Below are 17500 nucleotides of genomic sequence, written 5' to 3' on the forward strand. Positions count from 1 at the left end.
GCGTGAGCACGCCCATGAGCACGGTCGCGAGTACGTACATGAGCGCGGCCCCGAATGCGTACGTGAGCGCGGCATCGAGCCCGCGCGACTGCCTGCGGGCGAACGACTGGATCTGCGGCGAGTACCTCCGCAGCCGTGGCCAGGAGCTGGTGGACGCCACCGTCCAGCACGTCTGGATCACCGTCCTCTCCGTGGCCCTCGGCCTGTTGGTGGCGTTCCCGCTGGCGCTGCTCGCCCGGCAGCGGCGCGGCGCGGCCGGGCCGGTGCTCGGCCTGACGACGATTCTGTACACGGTCCCGTCGCTGGCCATGTTCGCGCTGCTGACCCCGGTGTTCGGGGTCTCGGCCGCCGTGGTCGTGACGGGCCTGGTGCTCTATTCCCTGACGATCCTGGTGCGGAACATCCTCGCGGGCCTGCAGGCGGTCCCCGCGGAGGTGCGCGAGGCGGCCCGCGGGATGGGATACGGCCCGCTGCGGCTGCTCTTCCAGGTCGAACTGCCGCTGGCGCTGCCCGCGTTGATGGCGGGGCTGCGGATCGCCACGGTCTCGACGGTGGCGATGACGACGATCGGCGCGGTCGTCGGCTTCGGCGGGCTGGGCAATCTCATCGACAGCGGGATGCAGGGCTTCTTCAAGGCCGAGGTGCTCACGGCATCCGTGCTGTGCGTGCTGCTGGCACTGGTCGCCGATCTGCTGCTGGTGGGCCTGCAGCGGGCGTTGACGCCCTGGACGCGGGCCGGCCGGACGCGGCGGGTGCGTGGCGGGGCCGGCGGGATGCGCAGGTCCGGGCGCGAGCGGAAGGCGGTGGCCTGAGCGATGGACGCGATCACGGGCGCGTGGGACTGGCTGGGCTCCGCGGCCAACTGGGTGGGGGAGAACGGCGTATGGCACCGCCTGGGCCAGCATGTGCAGCTCAGCGTGGTGTGCCTGGTCATCTCCGCTCTGCTGGCGCTGCCGGTGGCGCTGTATCTGGGCCACATCGGCAAGGGCGGGGCGCTGGCGGTCAATCTCGCCAACGTCGGCCGCGCGGTGCCGACCTTCGCGGTACTGGTGCTGCTGACGCTCAGTCCGCTGGGCGGGGCGGGGGACTGGCCGACGATCGTGGCGCTGGTGCTGTTCGCGGTGCCGCCGCTGCTGACCAACGCGTACGTCGGGATGCGGGAGGCCGACCGCGATGTGGTGGAGGCGGCCCGGGGGATGGGCATGTCCGGCTCGCAGCTGCTGATACGGGTCGAGCTGCCGCTGGCGTACCCCTTGATCATGACGGGGCTGCGGTCGGCGTCGGTGCAGGTCGTGGCGACGGTGACGCTGGCCGCGCTGGCCGGCGGCGGCGGCCTCGGCCGGATCATCACGGCGGGTTTCGGCAATTACGACACCCCGCAGGTGGTGGCCGGGGCCGTGCTGGTCGCGGGGCTGGCGCTGCTCGTCGAGGCGGTGCTGGTGGCGGTGGAGCGGCTGTGCGACCCGATGCGGGGCAAGCGCCCGGCGCGCACGGCCCGCCGGGGCATACGGACGGCCCGTAAGGACGCAGCCGCGGTGTGAGCGGATGTCAGTGGACGACTGGATGGGGAGTTCGGATGAACAGCAAGTCGCGTACCGCGCGGACGGCGCTCGTCGCGGGGACGGTGCTGGCGCTGGCCGCCGGGCTGTCCGCGTGCGGTGGCCAGAGCCTTGAGGAAAAGGGCGGCAAGAGTTCGGGCGGCAAGGGGACGATCGTCGTCGGCTCGGCGGGATTCACCGAGTCGCAGGTGCTCGCCGAGCTCTATTCCAAGATCATTTCCAATGCCGGGTACAAGGCGTCCGTGCAGACGCTGAAGAATCGCGAGCTCTACGAACCGGCCCTGGAGAAGGGTGAGGTCGATGTCGTTCCGGAATACGCCTCCACGCTCGCCGATTTTCTCAACGCCAAGGAGAACGGTGCCAAGGCGAAGTCCGTCGCGTCCAACGACGCGGACGAGACCGTCGCGGCACTGAAGAAGCTCGCCGAGCCGCGCGGACTGAAGGTTCTCCCGCACGGCGCGGCGGCGGACCAGAACGCCTTCGCGGTCACCAAGGAATTCGCAGCGAAGCACAAGCTGAAGACTCTCTCGGACCTTGGCGCGTCGAAGCAGAAGGTGAAGCTCGCGGCGGGCGAGGAGTGCGAGACCAGGCCGTACTGCCTGCCGGGCCTGAAGAAGACGTACGGCATAGCCGTGACGTCCATCGACCCCAAGGGCGTGGGCACGGTGCAGGCCAAGCAGGCGGTCAAGGACGGCACGGACCAGCTGGTGCTGACCACCACGACGGACGCCACGCTCGACAGCTTCGGGCTGGTGCTCCTCAAGGACGACAAGCACCTGCAGAACGCCGAGAATGTGCTGCCGGTGGTGAATGCGGAGAGCGCCGGTGACAGCGCGATCGCGAGTGCGCTCGGCGAGCTCACGAAGGTGCTCACGACGAAGGACTTGATCGAGCTGAACCGTCAGGTCGATGCCGACCGGCGCAAGCCGGCGGATGTCGCGACGGCCTATCTGAAGGAGAAGGACCTGCTCAAGAAGTAACCAGCGGGAAACGGATTGCAGGGCGGGGCCCCACCAGCCTCGTACGCACGGTAAATTTCAGGCCATGCCACGAGGACGCCATCGCCATTCCCCACCCCTGCACCGGCTTCTTCCCCCTACGACGGTCGCCGGTGCGTCAATTGCCTGCGCCGCCGGTGCCTGGCTGGTCGGCGATGCGCTGGTGCTCCGGATCCTGGTCGGTGCCGCGGCCGTTGCCGCGGTCGGCGGGGCCGTGCTGGCCCGCACCTGGGACCGGAGGGCCGGCAAGCGGGTCGCCGAACTCACCCGCGCCCGGGTGCGCGACGAGTGGCGGACCGAGGAGCGCGTCGCCGAACTGGAGACGGACGTCGAGGAGGCGCGGGAGATCCGGGCCGCGCTGGAGACCAAACTGCGCGCCAAGCGCGCCGAGCTGGCCCGGCTGCGCAATGAACACGCCGCGCTGCTGCGCCGGTACGCCACGGCCGAGACCGAGCGGGCCAGCGCCCTGGAGGGCCGTCGCCGGCTCGCGATCGAAGCCACGGCTCCGGCCCGCGAGCTGACCGCGGGCGGCGCCGTGCCGGTACCGGGTCTGACGGCCGTTCGGCCCGCCGCCGTCGGCCCCGTCGCGGACGGCACGGCGGCGGCCGCCATCACGCCCGGCGCGCCGGCCGCGGCTCCCGGCCGCGCCGCCGCTCACCCGGCCACGGACACCGACGCCGCCTCCCCGGCTGCCGGAGCCGCCTCCGCGGCCCCCACAGCGGCCCCCACCGCGCGGGACTTCCGCAAGGCGGACGAGGCGCTGCTGCGGCTGAACGAGAGCGCCGTACGGCAGGAGGCCGCCCGCCGCGACGCCGCCCAGCGGGCGGAGCGCGAGCGGGCGGAGCGGCAGCGCGCCGCCGAACAGGCCCGCGCGGCCGCGCAGATACGTGCGACGGCCGAGGGTGCCCCCGCGCTGCGTCCGGTGCCGGCCGCCGCGGTCGCGCCGCTCAGCGCGCAGCGCCGGCCCGCCTCGCGGACGACCGGCGGCTTCGACTTCTTCGGTACGGGCACGGGCACGGCCGCCGTGCCCAAGGAGGCCCCGGCGGAGCCGCTGGAGGAGGACCTGGCGGACGTGCTGGGCGACGAGGCGGTGGCCGAACAGTCGGCCCGCGCGGCGGCCCGCCGGGCCGCGCAGCAGACTGCTCCGGAGACCCCGCAGCAGGCCGCTCCGGAGACCGCCCGGCAGACAGCCCCGGAGGCCGCCGCGGAGGCCGCGCCGGAGACCGCCGCGGAGGCCGAGCCCGAGGCGCGGGAAGAGGCGCGGGACGAGGCCGCGCCGGAAGCCCCCGGTGAGCCCGCTGCCGATGAGCCCGGTGCCGATGAGTCCGAGGCAGGTGAGCCCGCCGCCGGTGAGGTCATCGACCTGACCGCGCACGACGAGACCGAGCAGATCGACGTCGTCGAGCTCCGCAGCGCGGCCTCTCAGTAAGCCGAGCAACACGGGAAACGCCCGCACCGGTCGCTGACCGGTGCGGGCGTTTTTGCGAGTGTCCGGAGCGAGTGTCCGGAGCGGGCGTACGGAGCCGGCATCCGGAGCCGGCATCCGGAGCTTTGCGTGCCCCAGAGCGCGGAAAAGTTATCCACACCCTGTGGATGACCCTGTTGGCATTGGCCCGCGCGCTACCCGTCGTACAGCGGGCCATGCCCTGAAGGTCACTTGTCGATGTCGCCCACCACGAAGAACAGCGAGCCCAGGATCGCGACCATGTCGGCGACCAGCGTGCCGGGGAGCAGCTCCGTCAGGGCCTGGATGTTGTTGAACGAGGCGGAGCGGAGCTTGAGGCGGTACGGGGTCTTCTCGCCCTTGGAGACGAGGTAGTAGCCGTTGATGCCGAGCGGGTTCTCGGTCCAGGCGTACGTCGCGCCCTCGGGGGCCTTGAGCACCTTCGGGAGCCGCTGGTTGATCGGCCCGGGGGCCAGCTCCGCCATCCGGTCCAGACAGGCGTCGGCCAGGTCGAGCGCGTTGTGCGTCTGCTCCAGCAGCACCTCGAAGCGGGCCAGGCAGTCGCCCTCGGAGCGGGTGACGACCTTCAGGGTGTCCTGCAGCTCCCCGTAGGCCAGGTACGGCTCGTCGCGGCGCAGGTCGAAGTCGACGCCCGAGGCGCGGCCGATGGGTCCGGAGACGCCGTACGCGTGCACCGCCTCCGGGGTCAGCACGCCGACCCCGCGGGTGCGGCCGCGGAAGATCTCGTTGCCGAGGACGAGGCGGTCGAAGACGTCCATACGGGAGCGGACCTCGGAGACCGCGTGCCGGGCCCGGCCCAGCCAGCCCGCCGGCAGGTCCTCCTTGAGGCCGCCGACGCGGTTGAACATGTAGTGCATCCGGCCGCCGGAGAGCTCCTCCATGACGTTCTGCAGCTCTTCGCGCTCGCGGAAGGCGTGGAAGACCGGGGTGATCCCGCCCAGCTCCAGGGGGTAGGACCCGAGGAACATCAGGTGGTTCAGTACGCGGTTCAGCTCGGCCAGCAGCGTGCGCGTCCAGACCGCCCGCTCCGGGACCTCCATGCCGAGCATCCGTTCGACGGCCATCACGACGCCGAGCTCGTTGGAGAACGCCGACAGCCAGTCGTGGCGGTTGGCGAGCACGATGATCTGGCGGTAGTCGCGCGCCTCGAAGAGCTTCTCCGCGCCCCGGTGCATGTAACCGATCACCGGTTCGGCGTGGCTGATGCGCTCGCCGTCCAGTACCAGGCGCAGCCGCAGCACTCCGTGGGTGGAGGGGTGCTGGGGCCCGATGTTGAGCACCATGTCCGTGCTCTCCGCCGCACCGCCAATGCCGACCATCGTCTCCGTCATGGGGACAGTCTGACAGCTCCCGCCGGCAGGCCGACCGGCTGGACCAGCCAGTGGAAGGCCCCCAGGCCGCCCGGGTCGGTCAGCTCGGCGGCCTCGCCGGCGCCGCTGAGGGCCCGCAGGTAGGCGGCCGGATCGGTGGTCGCGAGGGCCAGCGGGGGGCGGCTGCCGTCGACGCCCAGGGAGCGCAGCGCGGCCCGCTGGGTGAGCAGCAGCGCCCCGGTGCCGCCGGCCGCCGCGCAGGCGTCCAGCGCGACGTGCGCGGTGATGTCGCGGCTGCCGTCCGGTACGGGGGCGGCCTCGCGGCCGTCGCGGAAGCCGGTGAGCGTGCCGTACGGCGGGCGGGCCTCCCGAAGGTGCGCGTAGTCGGCGGTCACGGCGAACCCGCGGCGCAGCGTCCGTACCGCACGTGCCCACGCCGCGTCCCGGGGCCGCCCGATCTCGGCCCGGCACCCCGGCCCGCCGTCCCCGTCCAGCGGCCCGCCGGCCCCGCCGGTGGGCCACCACTCCGCCAGCCACGCCGCGTCCTCGCCCGTCACCGGCTCGCCGAGCCGCTCCGCGCCGTCCTCCGCGCGTACGAGTACGCGGCGCACCACGCCCTCCGGGTCCGTCTCGACGACGTCCACCGGGACGTTGTCCAGCCACTCGTTGGCGAAGAGCAGCCCGGTGAGCGTCCCTGGGGCGGGCAGCTCGGCGAGCCAGGTGATGCGGGGGTCGAGCCCTTCGGGGCGGGGCGCCTTCTCGACGGCGTACGCCCGCAGCCGCCCCGGGAGCGTGCGAGCGGCCTCCCCGGCCGGCGACTCGGCGGCCTCCGCCCCGGCCGTGTCCAGCGCCGCCAGGACGCCGCTCAGCAGCTCGCCGCGCCCCGCTCCGACGTCCAGGACGTCCAGCCGCTCCGGACGCCCCAGCGCCTCGTCCACGCGCTCCAGCAGCCTCGCCACGGCGCCCGCGTACTGCCGCGAGGCGTGCACCGAGGTGCGGAAGTGTCCGGCCGGCCCGGGGCCGTCGGCGCGCGTGTAGAAGCCGCCGGGCCCGTACAGCGCCCGTTCCGTCGCGTCCCGCCAGCCGCACCACTCGTTCGTCACCGCCCCACCGTACGGGCGGCCGGGGTACCGTCCGGCATCCACCTTGGGGAGTAGGGCGCGCGCCGAGGATCGCTCCTTCGGTTGACCCGTACACCTATACGCGCTGCCTACGCTGGGTGACGTGCAGCGTCTCTACGACTTCTTCCGCAGGCACCCGACAGGTGTGGACACCTTCTGGGCGCTGCTGCTGCTCGCGTTCTGCGGCCTGTGGCTGGTCTCCGACATACTCACCGGCCCGGTCCAGCGCGTCGTCGGAGTGCTGGTCGTCCTCGCGCTGTGCACGGTCGTCGCGCTGCGTCGCAAGGCGCCGCTGAGGATGCTGCTGCTGGCCACCCTCGCGGGCGTCGCGCAGCTGGTCTTCGACGTGGAGTCGAACCCGGCGGACTTCGCGATGCTGGTGATCATCTACACCGTCGCGTACGGGAACGTCCGCTGGGCCTCCTGGTACGCGCTGGCCGGCGGCATCCTCGCGCCGATCCTGTCCAGGCTCCGCTGGCACCAGCCCGACCCGTACTACACGATGTGGCAGGACGTGGTCGTCGTCGTCTTCCTGACCGTCCCGTTCGTACTGGCCTGGGTGATGGGCGACTCGCTGCGCACCCGGCGCGCCTACTGGGCGCAGCTGGAGGAGCGCGCGGCGCGGCTGGAGAAGGAGCGCGCGACGCAGTCCCGGATGGCGGTGGCGGCCGAGCGCGCCCGGATCGCCCGCGAGCTGCACGACGTCGTCGCGCACAACGTCTCGGTGATGGTGGTGCAGGCCGACGGCGCGGCGTACGTACTGAAGTCCGCGCCCGAGCAGGCCCGGCAGGCGCTGGAGACCATCTCCGGCACGGGCCGGCAGGCGCTCGCCGAGATGCGGCGGCTGCTCGGCGTGCTGCGGACCGGCGAGGGGGCCGAGGGCGGCGAGTACGTGCCGCAGCCCGGCGTCGACCAGCTCGCCGACCTCGTGGAGCAGGTGCGCGGCGCGGGCCTGCCCGTGGAGTTCACGGTCGGCGGCCGGGAGCGGCCGCTGCCCAGCGGCGTGGAGCTGACCGCGTACCGCATCGTCCAGGAGGCGCTGACCAACACCCGCAAGCACGGCGGGCCGGGGGTCGGTGCGACGGTCCGCCTCGTCTACGGGGAGGAGCGCCTGGAGCTGCTCGTCGAGGACGACGGCCGGGGCGCGCAGCACGAGCTGTACGAGGAGGGCGGCGCCGACGGGCAGGGCCACGGCCTCATCGGCATGCGGGAACGCGTCGGTATGGTCGGCGGCAGTCTGGACGCGGGGCCGCGGCCGGGCGGCGGCTTCCGTATCAGCGCCGTGCTGCCGCTCGCACCGGCGCGTTAGGGCACTTGGGCGCGCCACCCCTCCTTGGACGCGCCACCACCCACCCGGTGCGCCGCCCGTGGCGCGCCATCCTGTTGACCGAATGCCCCCGAAGGGACGGACCCCCGCATGACCATCCGCGTGATGCTCGTCGACGACCAGGTGCTGCTGCGCACCGGCTTCCGGATGGTGCTGGCGGCCCAGCCGGACATGGAGGTCGTCGCGGAGGCGGGCGACGGCGTGGCCGCCCTCGAGGTGCTGCGGTCCACCCGGGTCGACGTGATCCTGATGGACGTGCGGATGCCGCACCTGGACGGCGTGGAGGCGACCCGGCGGATCTGCGCGGACGGGACGGCCGAGGACGCCCCGAAGGTGCTCATCCTGACCACCTTCGACCTGGACGAGTACGCGTTCTCCGCGCTCAAGGCCGGGGCCAGCGGCTTCATGCTCAAGGACGTGCCGCCGGACGAGCTGCTGGGGGCGATCCGCGCGGTGCACAGCGGTGACGCGGTGGTCGCGCCGTCCACCACCCGCCGCCTGCTGGACCGCTTCACGCCGATGCTGCCGTCGGCCGCACCGCAGGAGGGCCGCCCGGAGCTGCGGCGGCTCACCGAACGGGAGCGCGAGGTGCTGCTCCTCGTGGCGCAGGGCCTGTCCAACGGTGAGATCGCCGCCCGTCTCGTCCTCTCCGAGGCCACGGTCAAGACGCACGTGGGCCGCATCCTCACCAAGCTCGAGCTGCGGGACCGCGTCCAGGCGGTCGTGCTGGCGTACGAAACGGGCCTGGTGCGGGCGGGCGGCGGCGCATCATAGAAGTACCGCCGTCCCCCCGCTTCGAGGGAGCGCACCGTGACCGACCGCAAGCCGCCGGGCGTCAGCTTCGAGACCTGGGTCGACCGGCAGATCAGGGAAGCCGCCGAGCGGGGCGAGTTCGACGATCTGCCCGGCGCCGGTAAGCCCCTGAAGGGGCTGAACAAGCCGTACGACGAGCTGTGGTGGGTGCGGGCCAAGATGGAGCGGGAGAGCCTCTCTTACCTCCCGCCCACGCTCGCGCTGCGCAAGGAGGCGGAGGACGCGCTGGCGGCGGCGCGCGGCGCCCGCTCCGAGCGCGAGGCCCGGCGGATCGTCGCGGACATCAACGACCGGATCCGGGAAGCGCTCAGGAATCCGCCTCCGGGGCCGCCGCTGGGCCTCACGCCGTACGACCCCGAGGAGGTCGTCGAAGCCTGGCGGACGGCCGTACGCGAACGGATGCGGCAGCGACAGGACCCGTAGGCGGCCGCCCTCAGCGCAGGATCCCCTCCAGGAAGTCGCTGCCCAGCCGGGCGACGACCTGGAGGTCGAGCTGGTGCAGGACGTACCGGCCGCGGCGGCGGGTCTGGATCAGGCCCGCCTTCTTCAGGACGCCGAGGTGCCGGGAGACCTCGGGCGCGGTGATGCCCTGCTCCGCGGCGAGTTCGCCGGTGCTGTACGCGGTCCGGGCGAGATTGCGGCAGATCCGGATGCGCACCGGGTGCGCCAGCGCTTCCAGGCGCTGCTGGAGCAGCTCCACGGAGGCCGTGCGCGACAACTCGGGCGCGGCCACCGGGTAATGGATCACCGGCCGCCAGCCCGGCGCGTGCAGCACCATCAGGTGCGGCCAGCCGAAGGAGCTCGGGACGAACGTCAGCCCGGCGCCGGTCCCCGGGTTCACCGCGGTGGTCCGGCCGTTGCTCAGCTTGTCGACCGTGATGCGGCGCTGCTCCTCGTCCACCGTGAGGGCCGTGGACACCTCCGTGAGCGCGTCGGCCAGGCCCTTGCGGCGCAGCACCTCGGTCTTGTGCCGGGCGTCGGCCGCCAGCTGCACGCGGACGCGCTGCCAGACGTCCGCGAAGAACGCCTGGTCGCAGTCCTCGAAGAAGCGGCGTATCCAGGCCCGTACGGCGGGCGGGTCGGCCAGCAGCCGGCGCGCGAACTCCGCCTGGCGCGGGCCGCGCGCCACCGCACGCTCCAGCGCCTGGTGCCGCGCCTCCGCGTCGACCAGCGGCGAGGGGCCGCCCTTGCTATAGAGGCTGGCGCAGGAGATCTCCAGCGCCGCCGCGACGTACAGCTCGTCGTCCAGCCGGTCGAGCAGGTCCAGGTCCTCGGCGAGGGTCGCGCCGGGCATGCCGTGGGTCTCGGCGAGCGCCGCGAACGGCATCGAGATGTCGGAGAAGGTCGGCCCCCACAGGAAGTCCGCCTCGTGCAGCCGGTCGGCGAGGTCCGGCTTGAGCGCGGCACGGGTCGCCGTGGTCCAGCCGTGCAGCCCGGGGTGGTGGCCGGGCTCGGTGAGCGCGTGCAGCGCCGTACCGAGCTCCGCGAGCGGCGAGGGGGCGAAGACGAAGCGCTCCTCCGGCAGGCCGGTGATGTCGATCTGGATCCCCACGTGTTCCTCCCCTGTGCGTACGCGCCGTCGCCGGCCCGGTACGCCCATCATGCGCGACCCGTGAGGCGCGCCCGCCGACGTTTGACGGCTCCCGTCAATCGGCGTGCCCCCGATGGCGCGCGCCGCCCACCGTGGAGGACATGAACGCGATGCAGCAGCACATGATCGATGTCTACCGCGCAGCTCAGCGGGGGGAGGCCGGGCCGCCGTTGCCCGGTACCGGCGACGTACAGGCGCTGCGGGCAGTACGCGACTGGCGGCGCTTCCAGGCCGTCGTCGCGCCGCCCGCCGGCCGGCTGCCGGTCCGGGCCCTGCGCGCCGCTGTACGGGCCCTGCTCGGGCGCCGTACGCTCGCCTCAGCCCCCGCCGGCCACCGCCCGCACCCGCGCCAGGAAGTCCGCGAGAACGCCCCGCACATCGGCGGCAGTCCAGCCCAGTGCGGCTGAGGCCACGTGGACCTCGGTCGTCGCCACGCCCGGTACGCCACCGCCCCACCAGCGCCGGAAGAGCGCCGTACGGGTCTCCTCGGCCAGCCGCAGGCTCGCCTCTTCCAGCACTTCGGGGGCGTACGGCAGCCACACCTGGAAGTCGTGGGTGTGCGGCGGGTCGGGGTGCACCCGGAACCACGGCACGCCGCACTCGGCCAGCCCCTCGGCCAGCGCCCGCGCGATCACCTTGGCGTGCGCGACGTACTCGGGGAGGCGGGGCAGTTCCCGGTCCAGTCCGGTGAGCGCGGCCAGCGCGGCCGGCCACTGCTGGAACGGCAGCCCGCCGTACCGGTGCCGCCAGGCCCGCGCCTCGGCCACGAAGTCCTCGCCGCCGGCCAGCGCGGCACCGGATATCCCGCCGAGCGACTTGTAGAACGACACGTACACGCTGTCGGCGAGATCGGCGATCTCCGGGAGCGGGCGCCCGAAGTGCGGCGCCGACTCCCACAGCCGCGCCCCGTCGAAGTGCACCACCGCGTCGCGCTCCCGGGCCGCGTCCGCCACGGCCACCAGCTCGTCCCACGAGGGCAGCACGAAACCGGCATCCCGCAGCGGCAGTTCCAGCGCGAGCGTCCCGAAGGGCTCGTCCAGACCGCGCACCTCCTCGGCGGTCGGCAGCCGGGGCTCCCGCGTCGGGTGGATCATGCGCAAGCCGCTGACCACCGCGTACGCGTCCCGCTCGTGCACCTCCAGGTGCGACATGGCATGCCCGGCCACCGTGGCGTTCCCCGTACGCCCCGCCCAGCAGCGCAGCGCGACCTGCTGCGCCATCGTGCCGGTGGGGAGGAACACCGCGGCCTCGGTGCCCAGCAGCTCCGCCGTGCGCCGCTCCAGGGTGCCGACGACGCTCTCCTCGTCGGCGTAGAAGTCCACCGGGGTGTCCAGGTCGTACGTACCGGGCGCATCGGCGGTCAGCCGGGCCAGCCGCTCGGCGACGGTCTCGTCGCCGGCGCCGCGCATCAGTGCCCGGTCGCAGCCGCGCCAAGCCGCCAGTCGGCGCGTCCGGTCCTCCTGGTCGGTCATGTGCTGCCCGCCTCCTCCGCCCGCCCGCGTACGTCCGCCCGATCATCGCGTACCGCCCCGGGGAGGGCGAGGGAGTTTTGACGCGGTGACGAGACGCCCGTCTCACCTGCCGTCCGTCCCTCGGGGCGCGTGCGGAACACCGCGTAGCATGACCAGGAAACGTCCGGTACCCCCCGCGGACTGGAACGGAAGGCCATTGCCGCGTGAATGAGAATCCCCTTACCGAGGCCCAGGACCGCCCCGCCCGGCTCACCGTCGGTGTCGTCGGGGCAGGCCGCGTCGGGCCCGCGCTCGCCGCGTCCCTGCAGCTGGCGGGGCACCACCCGGTCGCCGTCTCCGGCGTCTCCGACGCCTCCCGGCGGCGCGCCGCCGCGCTCCTGCCCGACGTGCCCCTCGTGTCGCCGGAGGAGGTCCTCGCGCGCGCCGACCTGGTGCTGCTGACGGTCCCCGACGACGCGCTGCCCGGCCTGGTCGCCGGGCTCGCGGAGACCGGCGCCGTGCGGCCGGGACAGCTGCTCGTGCACACCTCCGGGCGGTTCGGCGCCGGGGTGCTGGACGAGGCCACCCGGGCCGGCGCGCTGCCACTGGCCCTGCACCCCGCCATGACGTTCACCGGCACCTCCGTGGACGTCCAGCGGCTGGCCGGCTGCTCCTTCGGGGTCACCGCTCCCGAGGAGCTGCGGATGGCCGCCGAGGCGCTGGTCATCGAGATGGGCGGCGAGCCCGAGTGGATCGAGGAGGCGGCGCGGCCGCTGTACCACGCGGCCCTGGCCATCGGGGCCAACCACCTCGTCACGCTGGTCGCCCAGTCCCTGGAACTGCTGCGCACGGCCGGGGTCGGCGCACCGGACCGGATGCTCGGACCGCTGCTGGGTGCCGCGCTGGACAACGCGCTGCGCTCCGGTGACGCCGCGCTGACCGGGCCGGTCGCGCGCGGTGACGCCGGTACGGTCGCCGCGCACGTCGCGGAGTTGCGCAAGCACTCCCCGCAGGCGGTCGCCGGATACCTCGCGATGGCCCGTACGACGGCGGACCGGGCGCTCGCGCACGGCCTGCTCAAGCCGGAGCTCGCCGAGGACCTGCTCGGCGTGCTCTCCGGAGATGTGGACCGCACGGAGGGAGGCACCCGATGAACACCACGGCACACCACCCGGCCGCTACGGACGCCCACGTCCCGTCGGCCGCCCCCGCTCCCGCGCCCGCCGGCCCCCGCCTGGTGAGCACCGCCGCCGAGCTGCGGGCCCTGCCGCGCCGCGGCCGCCGCGCCGTCGTGATGACGATGGGCGCGCTGCACGAGGGCCACGCGACGCTGGTCCGTACGGCGCGCGCGCACGTCGGCCCCGAGGGGCAGGTCGTGGTCACCGTGTTCGTGAATCCGCTGCAGTTCGGTGCGGGCGAGGACCTGGACCGCTACCCGCGCACGCTGGACGCCGACATCGTGGTGGCCGGTGCGGCCGGCGCCGACGCGGTCTTCGCGCCGTCGGCCGAGGAGGTCTATCCGGGCGGCGAGCCCCAGGTGCGCATCAGCGCGGGCCCCATGGGCGACGTGCTGGAGGGCGCCTCGCGCCCCGGTCACTTCGACGGCATGGCCACCGTCGTCGCCAAGCTGCTCCACCTCACGGCACCGGACGTGGCCTTCTTCGGCCAGAAGGACGCCCAGCAGCTCGCCATCGTGACCCGTATGGCGCGCGACCTGAACTTCCCCGTGGAGATCGTCGGCGTGCCGACCGTACGGGAGGACGACGGGCTGGCGCTCTCCAGCCGCAACCGCTACCTCTCGCCCCCGGAGCGCCGCACCGCGCTGGCCCTCTCGCGCGCCCTGTTCGCGGCCCGCGACCGGCTGGCCGCCGAAGAGGCGCTGCGGGTGCGTGCCGAGTCCGGTACGCACTCCGAGGCGCGCGCCGTGGGCCTGGCCGCGATGGGCGAGGACCGGGCGGCGGCCGACGCGCACGCGCTCGCCTACGTGGCGTCCGCCGACAGCCCGCAGGGCCCGGCCGTGGCCCGCGCGGCGGCCCGCGCCGTCCTGGAGGACGCGGCGCGCTTCGACCCGCCGCTGGAGCTGGACTACCTGGAGCTGGTCGACCCGGAGGGGTTCACGGTGCTCCCGGACGCGGAGCGGGCCCCGGACGACGGGCCGTACAAGGGCGGGTACGAAGGCGAGGCGGTGCTCGTCGTCGCTGCCCGGGTCGGCACCACCCGCCTCATAGACAACATCCGCCTCACTTTCGGGCCCGCCGTACCGCAGAGCGGACCCCCGTCAGCAGGAGCACCACGATGACCGCAGGAGCGCCCCGATGACCGGGCCCGGCATACGACTCGACGCCCCCGCGCCCGGCTGGGCCATCGACGCGGACGTCGTCGTGGTCGGCTCCGGCGTCGCGGGGCTGACCGCCGCGCTGCGCTGCGCGGCGGCCGGCCACCGTACGGTCGTGGTCACCAAGGCCCGGCTGGACGACGGCTCCACGCGCTGGGCGCAGGGCGGCATAGCCGCGGCCCTCGGCGAGGGCGACACCCCGGAGCAGCACCTCGACGACACCCTCGTGGCGGGCGCCGGGCTGTGCGACGAGGCGGCGGTGCGCACGCTGGTCACCGAGGGCCCGGACGCGGTACGACGGCTGATCGCCACGGGCGCGCGCTTCGACCCGGAGGAGGACGGCGCGGGCATCGCGCTGACCCGCGAGGGCGGCCACCACCGGCGCCGGATCGCGCACGCGGGCGGCGACGCCACCGGCGCGGAGATCTCCCGCGCGCTGGTCGAGGCGGTCCGCGCCAAGGGACTTCGCACCATCGAGAACGCGCTCGTCCTGGACCTCCTCACGGACGCCGAGGGCCGCACGGCGGGCGTCACCCTGCACGTGATGGGCGAGGGCCAGCACGACGGCGTGGGCGCCGTGCACGCGCCCGCCGTGGTGCTCGCCACCGGAGGCATGGGCCAGGTCTTCTCGGCGACGACCAACCCGTCCGTCTCCACGGGCGACGGGGTCGCGCTGGCCCTCCGGGCCGGCGCCGAGATCTCCGACCTCGAATTCGTACAGTTCCACCCGACCGTGCTCTACCTGGGCCCGGAGGCCGAGGGGCAGCAGCCGCTGATCTCCGAGGCGGTGCGCGGAGAGGGCGCGCACCTCGTGGACGGCGACGGCGTGCGCTTCATGGTGGGCCAGCACGAACTGGCCGAACTGGCGCCGCGCGACATCGTGGCGAAGGGCATCCTGCGCCGCGCCCTGGAGCAGGGCGCCGAGCACATGTACCTGGACGGGCGGCACTTCGGTGCGGCCATGTGGGAGCAGCGCTTCCCGACCATCCTGGCGGCCTGCCGCAGCCACGGCATCGACCCGGTGACCGAGCCGATCCCGGTGGCGCCCGCCGCGCACTACGCCTCCGGCGGCGTACGGACCGATCTGCACGGCCGGACGACCGTGCCGGGCCTGTACGCGTGCGGCGAGGTCGCCTGCACCGGCGTGCACGGCGCGAACCGGCTCGCGTCCAACTCCCTCCTGGAGGGCCTGGTGTTCGCGGAACGGATCGCGGCCGACATCGGATCGCGGCCGCTGCCGCGCCCCGGGGAGCCGCGGCTGCCCGAGGGCCCGCCCGTACCGCTGCTCGCGCCCGAGACGCGCTTCGAGATCCAGCGGATCATGACGGCGGGCGTCGGGGTGCTGCGGTCCGCCGACAGCATCGCGGGGGCCTACAAGGCGCTCGTACGGCTGACCTCCCGGGCCTCGGCGGAATCCGAGGAGGGCAAGTCCGCGGAGCCGGGCGTGGAAGCATGGGAGGCCACCAACCTCCTGCTGGTCGCGCGGGCCCTGGTCGCCGGTGCGCGGGCGCGCGAGGAGACCCGCGGCTGCCACTGGCGGGAGGATTACCCCGACCGGAACGACGAGGTCTGGCAGCGCCACTCCGTGGTCACCTTCCGCCCGCCCCACACGGTGGAATTCCGGGTCACGGACTCCGCCGACTTCCCCGCCACCCATCCCGAAACGGAGCCGAACCCGTGAGCACGCCCGACGACCTCCCCCTCCTCCAGATCGGCCGTCCCGGCCAGAGCCCGTCGGACGCGTCCGGCGGCGGCTGCGGCGACGCCTGCGGCTGCGGCTCCGGCGACGACGCGTACGAGCTGGACCCGCTGGAGTGCGGCCTGGACCCGGACCTGGCGGCCCTGCTGGTCAACGAGGGGCTGGACCCGGTACAGGTCGAGGACATCGCGCACCTGGCCATCGAGGAGGACCTCGACCAGGGCGTGGACGTCACCACCGTCGCGACCATTCCCGAGGACGCCATCGCCACCGCCGACTTCACCGCGCGCGACGCCGGTACGGTCGCGGGGCTGCGGGTCGCCGAGGCGGTGCTCTCCGTCGTGTGCACGGACGAGTTCGCGGTCGAGCGGCACGTCGAGGAGGGCGACCGCGTCGAGGCGGGGCAGAAGCTGATCTCGGTCACCGCCCGCACGCGCGACCTGCTCACCGGGGAGCGCAGCGCGCTGAACCTGCTGTGCCGGCTCTCCGGCATCGCCACCGCCACGCGGGCCTGGGCGGACGCCCTGGAGGGCACGAAGACCAGGGTGCGCGACACCCGTAAGACGACGCCGGGCCTGCGCTCCCTGGAGAAGTTCGCGGTGCGCTGCGGCGGCGGCGTGAACCACCGCATGTCGCTCTCGGACGCGGCGCTCATCAAGGACAACCACGTGGTGGCCGCGGGCGGCGTCGCCGAGGCGTTCAAGGCCGTACGGACCGAGTTCCCCGGCGTGCCGATCGAGGTGGAGGTGGACCGCCTCGACCAGATCCCGCCGATCCTCGCCGAGGGCGCCGACCTGATCCTGCTGGACAACTTCACGCCGGAGCAGACCCGGGAGGCCGTGGAGCTGGTCGCGGGCCGCGCGATGCTGGAGTCCTCGGGCCGCCTGACGCTCGGGAACGCCCGTACGTACGCGGAGACCGGCGTGGACTACCTCGCCGTCGGCAGCCTCACGCACTCCTCGCCGGTCCTGGACATCGGCCTGGACCTGCGCGAGGGCGCGTACGAGGGAGCCGGGGAGGCCGGGGCCTGATGCTGCTGACCATCGACGTCGGTAACACCCACACCGTCCTCGGTCTCTTCGACGGTGAGGAGATCGTCGAGCACTGGCGGATCTCCACCGACGCGCGCCGTACCGCCGATGAGCTGGCCGTGCTGCTCAACGGCCTGATGGGAATGCACCCGCTGCTCGGCGAGGAGCTGGGCGACGGCATCGAGGGCATCTCGATCTGTTCGACCGTCCCCTCGGTCCTGCACGAGCTGCGCGAGGTCACCCGCCGCTACTACGGCGACGTGCCGGCCGTACTGGTCGAGCCGGGCGTGAAGACCGGCGTGCCGATCCTCATGGACAACCCCAAGGAGGTCGGCGCCGACCGCATCATCAACTCCCTCGCGGCCGTGGAGCTGTACGGCGGCCCGGCGGTCGTCGTGGACTTCGGCACGGCCACGACCTTCGACGCGGTGAGCGCGCGCGGCGAGTACGTGGGCGGCGTGATCGCGCCGGGCATCGAGATCTCGGTGGACGCGCTGGGCGTCAAGGGCGCGCAGCTGCGCAAGATCGAGCTGGCCCGGCCGCGCAGCGTCATCGGCAAGAACACCGTCGAGGCCATGCAGTCCGGCATCCTGTACGGCTTCGCCGGGCAGGTCGACGGCGTCGTCCAGCGGATGGCGCGGGAGCTGGCCGAGGACCCCGAGGACGTGACCGTCATCGCCACGGGCGGGCTGGCCCCGATGGTGCTGGGCGAGTCCTCCACGATCGACATGCACGAGCCCTGGCTCACCCTCATCGGGCTGCGCCTGGTGTACGAGCGCAACGTCGGACGGCAGTGAAGC

Annotated in this window: 17 protein-coding genes; 13 read left to right on the plus strand and 4 right to left on the minus strand. The window is 73.7% G+C overall.

Annotation, left to right across the window (positions count from 1 at the left end):
• Nucleotides 1–38: 38 nt before the first annotated feature.
• The 4 genes from ACIGXO_RS17580 to ACIGXO_RS17595 all read left to right on the plus strand — a co-directional run bounded on the left by ACIGXO_RS17580 (nt 39) and on the right by ACIGXO_RS17595 (nt 3986).
• Nucleotides 39–812 (plus strand): ABC transporter permease, encoded by a 774-nt coding sequence (locus ACIGXO_RS17580; protein WP_399787129.1) that lies wholly within the window; start codon nt 39–41, stop codon nt 810–812.
• Between the two features lie 3 nt (nt 813–815).
• Complete coding sequence (locus ACIGXO_RS17585) at nt 816–1541, plus strand: ABC transporter permease (protein WP_399786938.1); 726 nt, start codon at nt 816–818, stop codon at nt 1539–1541.
• Between the two features lie 35 nt (nt 1542–1576).
• A complete protein-coding gene (locus ACIGXO_RS17590) occupies nt 1577–2539 on the plus strand; it encodes an ABC transporter substrate-binding protein (protein WP_399786941.1) in 963 nt (320 codons plus the stop codon).
• A 64-nt stretch (nt 2540–2603) separates the two neighbouring features.
• Nucleotides 2604–3986, plus strand: coding sequence for a hypothetical protein (locus ACIGXO_RS17595; RefSeq protein WP_399786944.1), 1383 nt, complete (start codon nt 2604–2606; stop codon nt 3984–3986).
• A 224-nt stretch (nt 3987–4210) separates the two neighbouring features.
• On the opposite strand, the gene ACIGXO_RS17600 is transcribed toward ACIGXO_RS17595, so the two are convergent.
• Together ACIGXO_RS17600 and ACIGXO_RS17605 are read right to left on the minus strand one after the other, a co-directional pair.
• Nucleotides 4211–5353, minus strand: a complete 1143-nt coding sequence (locus ACIGXO_RS17600) for an NADH-quinone oxidoreductase subunit D (RefSeq protein WP_030260381.1) — start codon at nt 5351–5353, stop codon at nt 4211–4213.
• Nucleotides 5350–6435 (minus strand): SAM-dependent methyltransferase, encoded by a 1086-nt coding sequence (locus tag ACIGXO_RS17605; protein WP_399786947.1) that lies wholly within the window; start codon nt 6433–6435, stop codon nt 5350–5352. Before ACIGXO_RS17605 ends, ACIGXO_RS17600 begins: the two co-directional genes overlap by 4 nt.
• Before the next feature lie 121 nt (nt 6436–6556).
• On the opposite strand from ACIGXO_RS17605, the gene ACIGXO_RS17610 reads away from it, so the two are divergent.
• From ACIGXO_RS17610 to ACIGXO_RS17620, 3 genes are all read left to right on the plus strand, one after another.
• Nucleotides 6557–7762 carry a sensor histidine kinase gene (locus tag ACIGXO_RS17610; RefSeq protein WP_399786950.1) on the plus strand — a complete coding sequence of 402 codons (1206 nt, stop codon included), beginning with the start codon at nt 6557–6559 and terminating at the stop codon, nt 7760–7762.
• A 108-nt stretch (nt 7763–7870) separates the two neighbouring features.
• Entirely contained in the window at nt 7871–8554 is a 684-nt protein-coding gene (locus tag ACIGXO_RS17615; protein ID WP_399786952.1) for a response regulator, read from the plus strand.
• Between the two features lie 36 nt (nt 8555–8590).
• The gene (locus ACIGXO_RS17620) at nt 8591–9016 is read left to right on the plus strand and encodes a DUF1992 domain-containing protein (protein WP_399786955.1); all 426 of its coding nucleotides are present in this window, start codon (nt 8591–8593) and stop codon (nt 9014–9016) included.
• Nucleotides 9017–9026: 10 nt separating this feature from the next.
• Here ACIGXO_RS17620 and ACIGXO_RS17625 read toward each other — a convergent pair whose 3' ends face one another.
• The gene (locus ACIGXO_RS17625) at nt 9027–10139 is read right to left on the minus strand and encodes a DUF5937 family protein (RefSeq protein WP_399787132.1); all 1113 of its coding nucleotides are present in this window, start codon (nt 10137–10139) and stop codon (nt 9027–9029) included.
• Between the two features lie 146 nt (nt 10140–10285).
• On the opposite strand from ACIGXO_RS17625, the gene ACIGXO_RS17630 reads away from it, so the two are divergent.
• The gene (locus ACIGXO_RS17630; protein WP_399786958.1) at nt 10286–10591 is read left to right on the plus strand and encodes a hypothetical protein; all 306 of its coding nucleotides are present in this window, start codon (nt 10286–10288) and stop codon (nt 10589–10591) included.
• On the opposite strand, the gene ACIGXO_RS17635 is transcribed toward ACIGXO_RS17630, so the two are convergent.
• On the minus strand, nt 10502–11656 hold the full coding sequence (locus tag ACIGXO_RS17635; RefSeq protein ID WP_399786961.1) for a threonine aldolase family protein: 1155 nt from the start codon (nt 11654–11656) through the stop codon (nt 10502–10504). The genes ACIGXO_RS17630 and ACIGXO_RS17635 overlap by 90 nt on opposite strands.
• A gap of 203 nt (nt 11657–11859) precedes the next feature.
• Here ACIGXO_RS17635 and ACIGXO_RS17640 point away from each other — a divergent pair, with 203 nt between their 5' ends.
• The 5 genes from ACIGXO_RS17640 to ACIGXO_RS17660 are packed head-to-tail and all read left to right on the plus strand — an operon-like array spanning nt 11860 to nt 17497.
• The gene (locus tag ACIGXO_RS17640) at nt 11860–12789 is read left to right on the plus strand and encodes a Rossmann-like and DUF2520 domain-containing protein (protein ID WP_399786964.1); all 930 of its coding nucleotides are present in this window, start codon (nt 11860–11862) and stop codon (nt 12787–12789) included.
• Nucleotides 12786–13934, plus strand: a complete 1149-nt coding sequence (gene panC / locus ACIGXO_RS17645) for a pantoate--beta-alanine ligase (RefSeq protein ID WP_399786967.1) — start codon at nt 12786–12788, stop codon at nt 13932–13934. The genes ACIGXO_RS17640 and panC overlap by 4 nt, the downstream gene beginning before the upstream one ends.
• A 16-nt stretch (nt 13935–13950) precedes the next feature.
• Nucleotides 13951–15651, plus strand: coding sequence for an L-aspartate oxidase (locus tag ACIGXO_RS17650; protein ID WP_399786970.1), 1701 nt, complete (start codon nt 13951–13953; stop codon nt 15649–15651).
• The gene (gene nadC, locus ACIGXO_RS17655) at nt 15648–16700 is read left to right on the plus strand and encodes a carboxylating nicotinate-nucleotide diphosphorylase (protein ID WP_399786973.1); all 1053 of its coding nucleotides are present in this window, start codon (nt 15648–15650) and stop codon (nt 16698–16700) included. Before ACIGXO_RS17650 ends, nadC begins: the two co-directional genes overlap by 4 nt.
• Nucleotides 16700–17497, plus strand: coding sequence for a type III pantothenate kinase (locus tag ACIGXO_RS17660; protein ID WP_030260419.1), 798 nt, complete (start codon nt 16700–16702; stop codon nt 17495–17497). The genes nadC and ACIGXO_RS17660 overlap by 1 nt, the downstream gene beginning before the upstream one ends.
• Nucleotides 17498–17500 lie beyond the last annotated feature (3 nt).

The organism is Streptomyces sp. NPDC053542 (assembly GCF_044544685.1).
In the GTDB taxonomy this organism is placed as follows: Bacteria; Actinomycetota; Actinomycetes; order Streptomycetales; family Streptomycetaceae; genus Streptomyces.

What these genes read in the sequence shown, in the direction of transcription:
- ACIGXO_RS17635 (WP_399786961.1), bottom strand. Translation starts at nt 11,656, where the DNA reads ATGACCGACCAGGAGGACCGGACGCGCCGACTGGCGGCTTGGCGCGGC.
- ACIGXO_RS17600 (WP_030260381.1), bottom strand. Translation starts at nt 5,353, where the DNA reads ATGACGGAGACGATGGTCGGCATTGGCGGTGCGGCGGAGAGCACGGAC.
- ACIGXO_RS17590 (WP_399786941.1), top strand. Translation starts at nt 1,577, where the DNA reads ATGAACAGCAAGTCGCGTACCGCGCGGACGGCGCTCGTCGCGGGGACG.
- ACIGXO_RS17660 (WP_030260419.1), top strand. Translation starts at nt 16,700, where the DNA reads ATGCTGCTGACCATCGACGTCGGTAACACCCACACCGTCCTCGGTCTC.
- ACIGXO_RS17580 (WP_399787129.1), top strand. Translation starts at nt 39, where the DNA reads ATGAGCGCGGCCCCGAATGCGTACGTGAGCGCGGCATCGAGCCCGCGC.
- ACIGXO_RS17630 (WP_399786958.1), top strand. Translation starts at nt 10,286, where the DNA reads ATGAACGCGATGCAGCAGCACATGATCGATGTCTACCGCGCAGCTCAG.
- ACIGXO_RS17650 (WP_399786970.1), top strand. Translation starts at nt 13,951, where the DNA reads ATGACCGGGCCCGGCATACGACTCGACGCCCCCGCGCCCGGCTGGGCC.
- ACIGXO_RS17585 (WP_399786938.1), top strand. Translation starts at nt 816, where the DNA reads ATGGACGCGATCACGGGCGCGTGGGACTGGCTGGGCTCCGCGGCCAAC.
- panC (WP_399786967.1), top strand. Translation starts at nt 12,786, where the DNA reads ATGAACACCACGGCACACCACCCGGCCGCTACGGACGCCCACGTCCCG.
- ACIGXO_RS17595 (WP_399786944.1), top strand. Translation starts at nt 2,604, where the DNA reads ATGCCACGAGGACGCCATCGCCATTCCCCACCCCTGCACCGGCTTCTT.
- ACIGXO_RS17615 (WP_399786952.1), top strand. Translation starts at nt 7,871, where the DNA reads ATGACCATCCGCGTGATGCTCGTCGACGACCAGGTGCTGCTGCGCACC.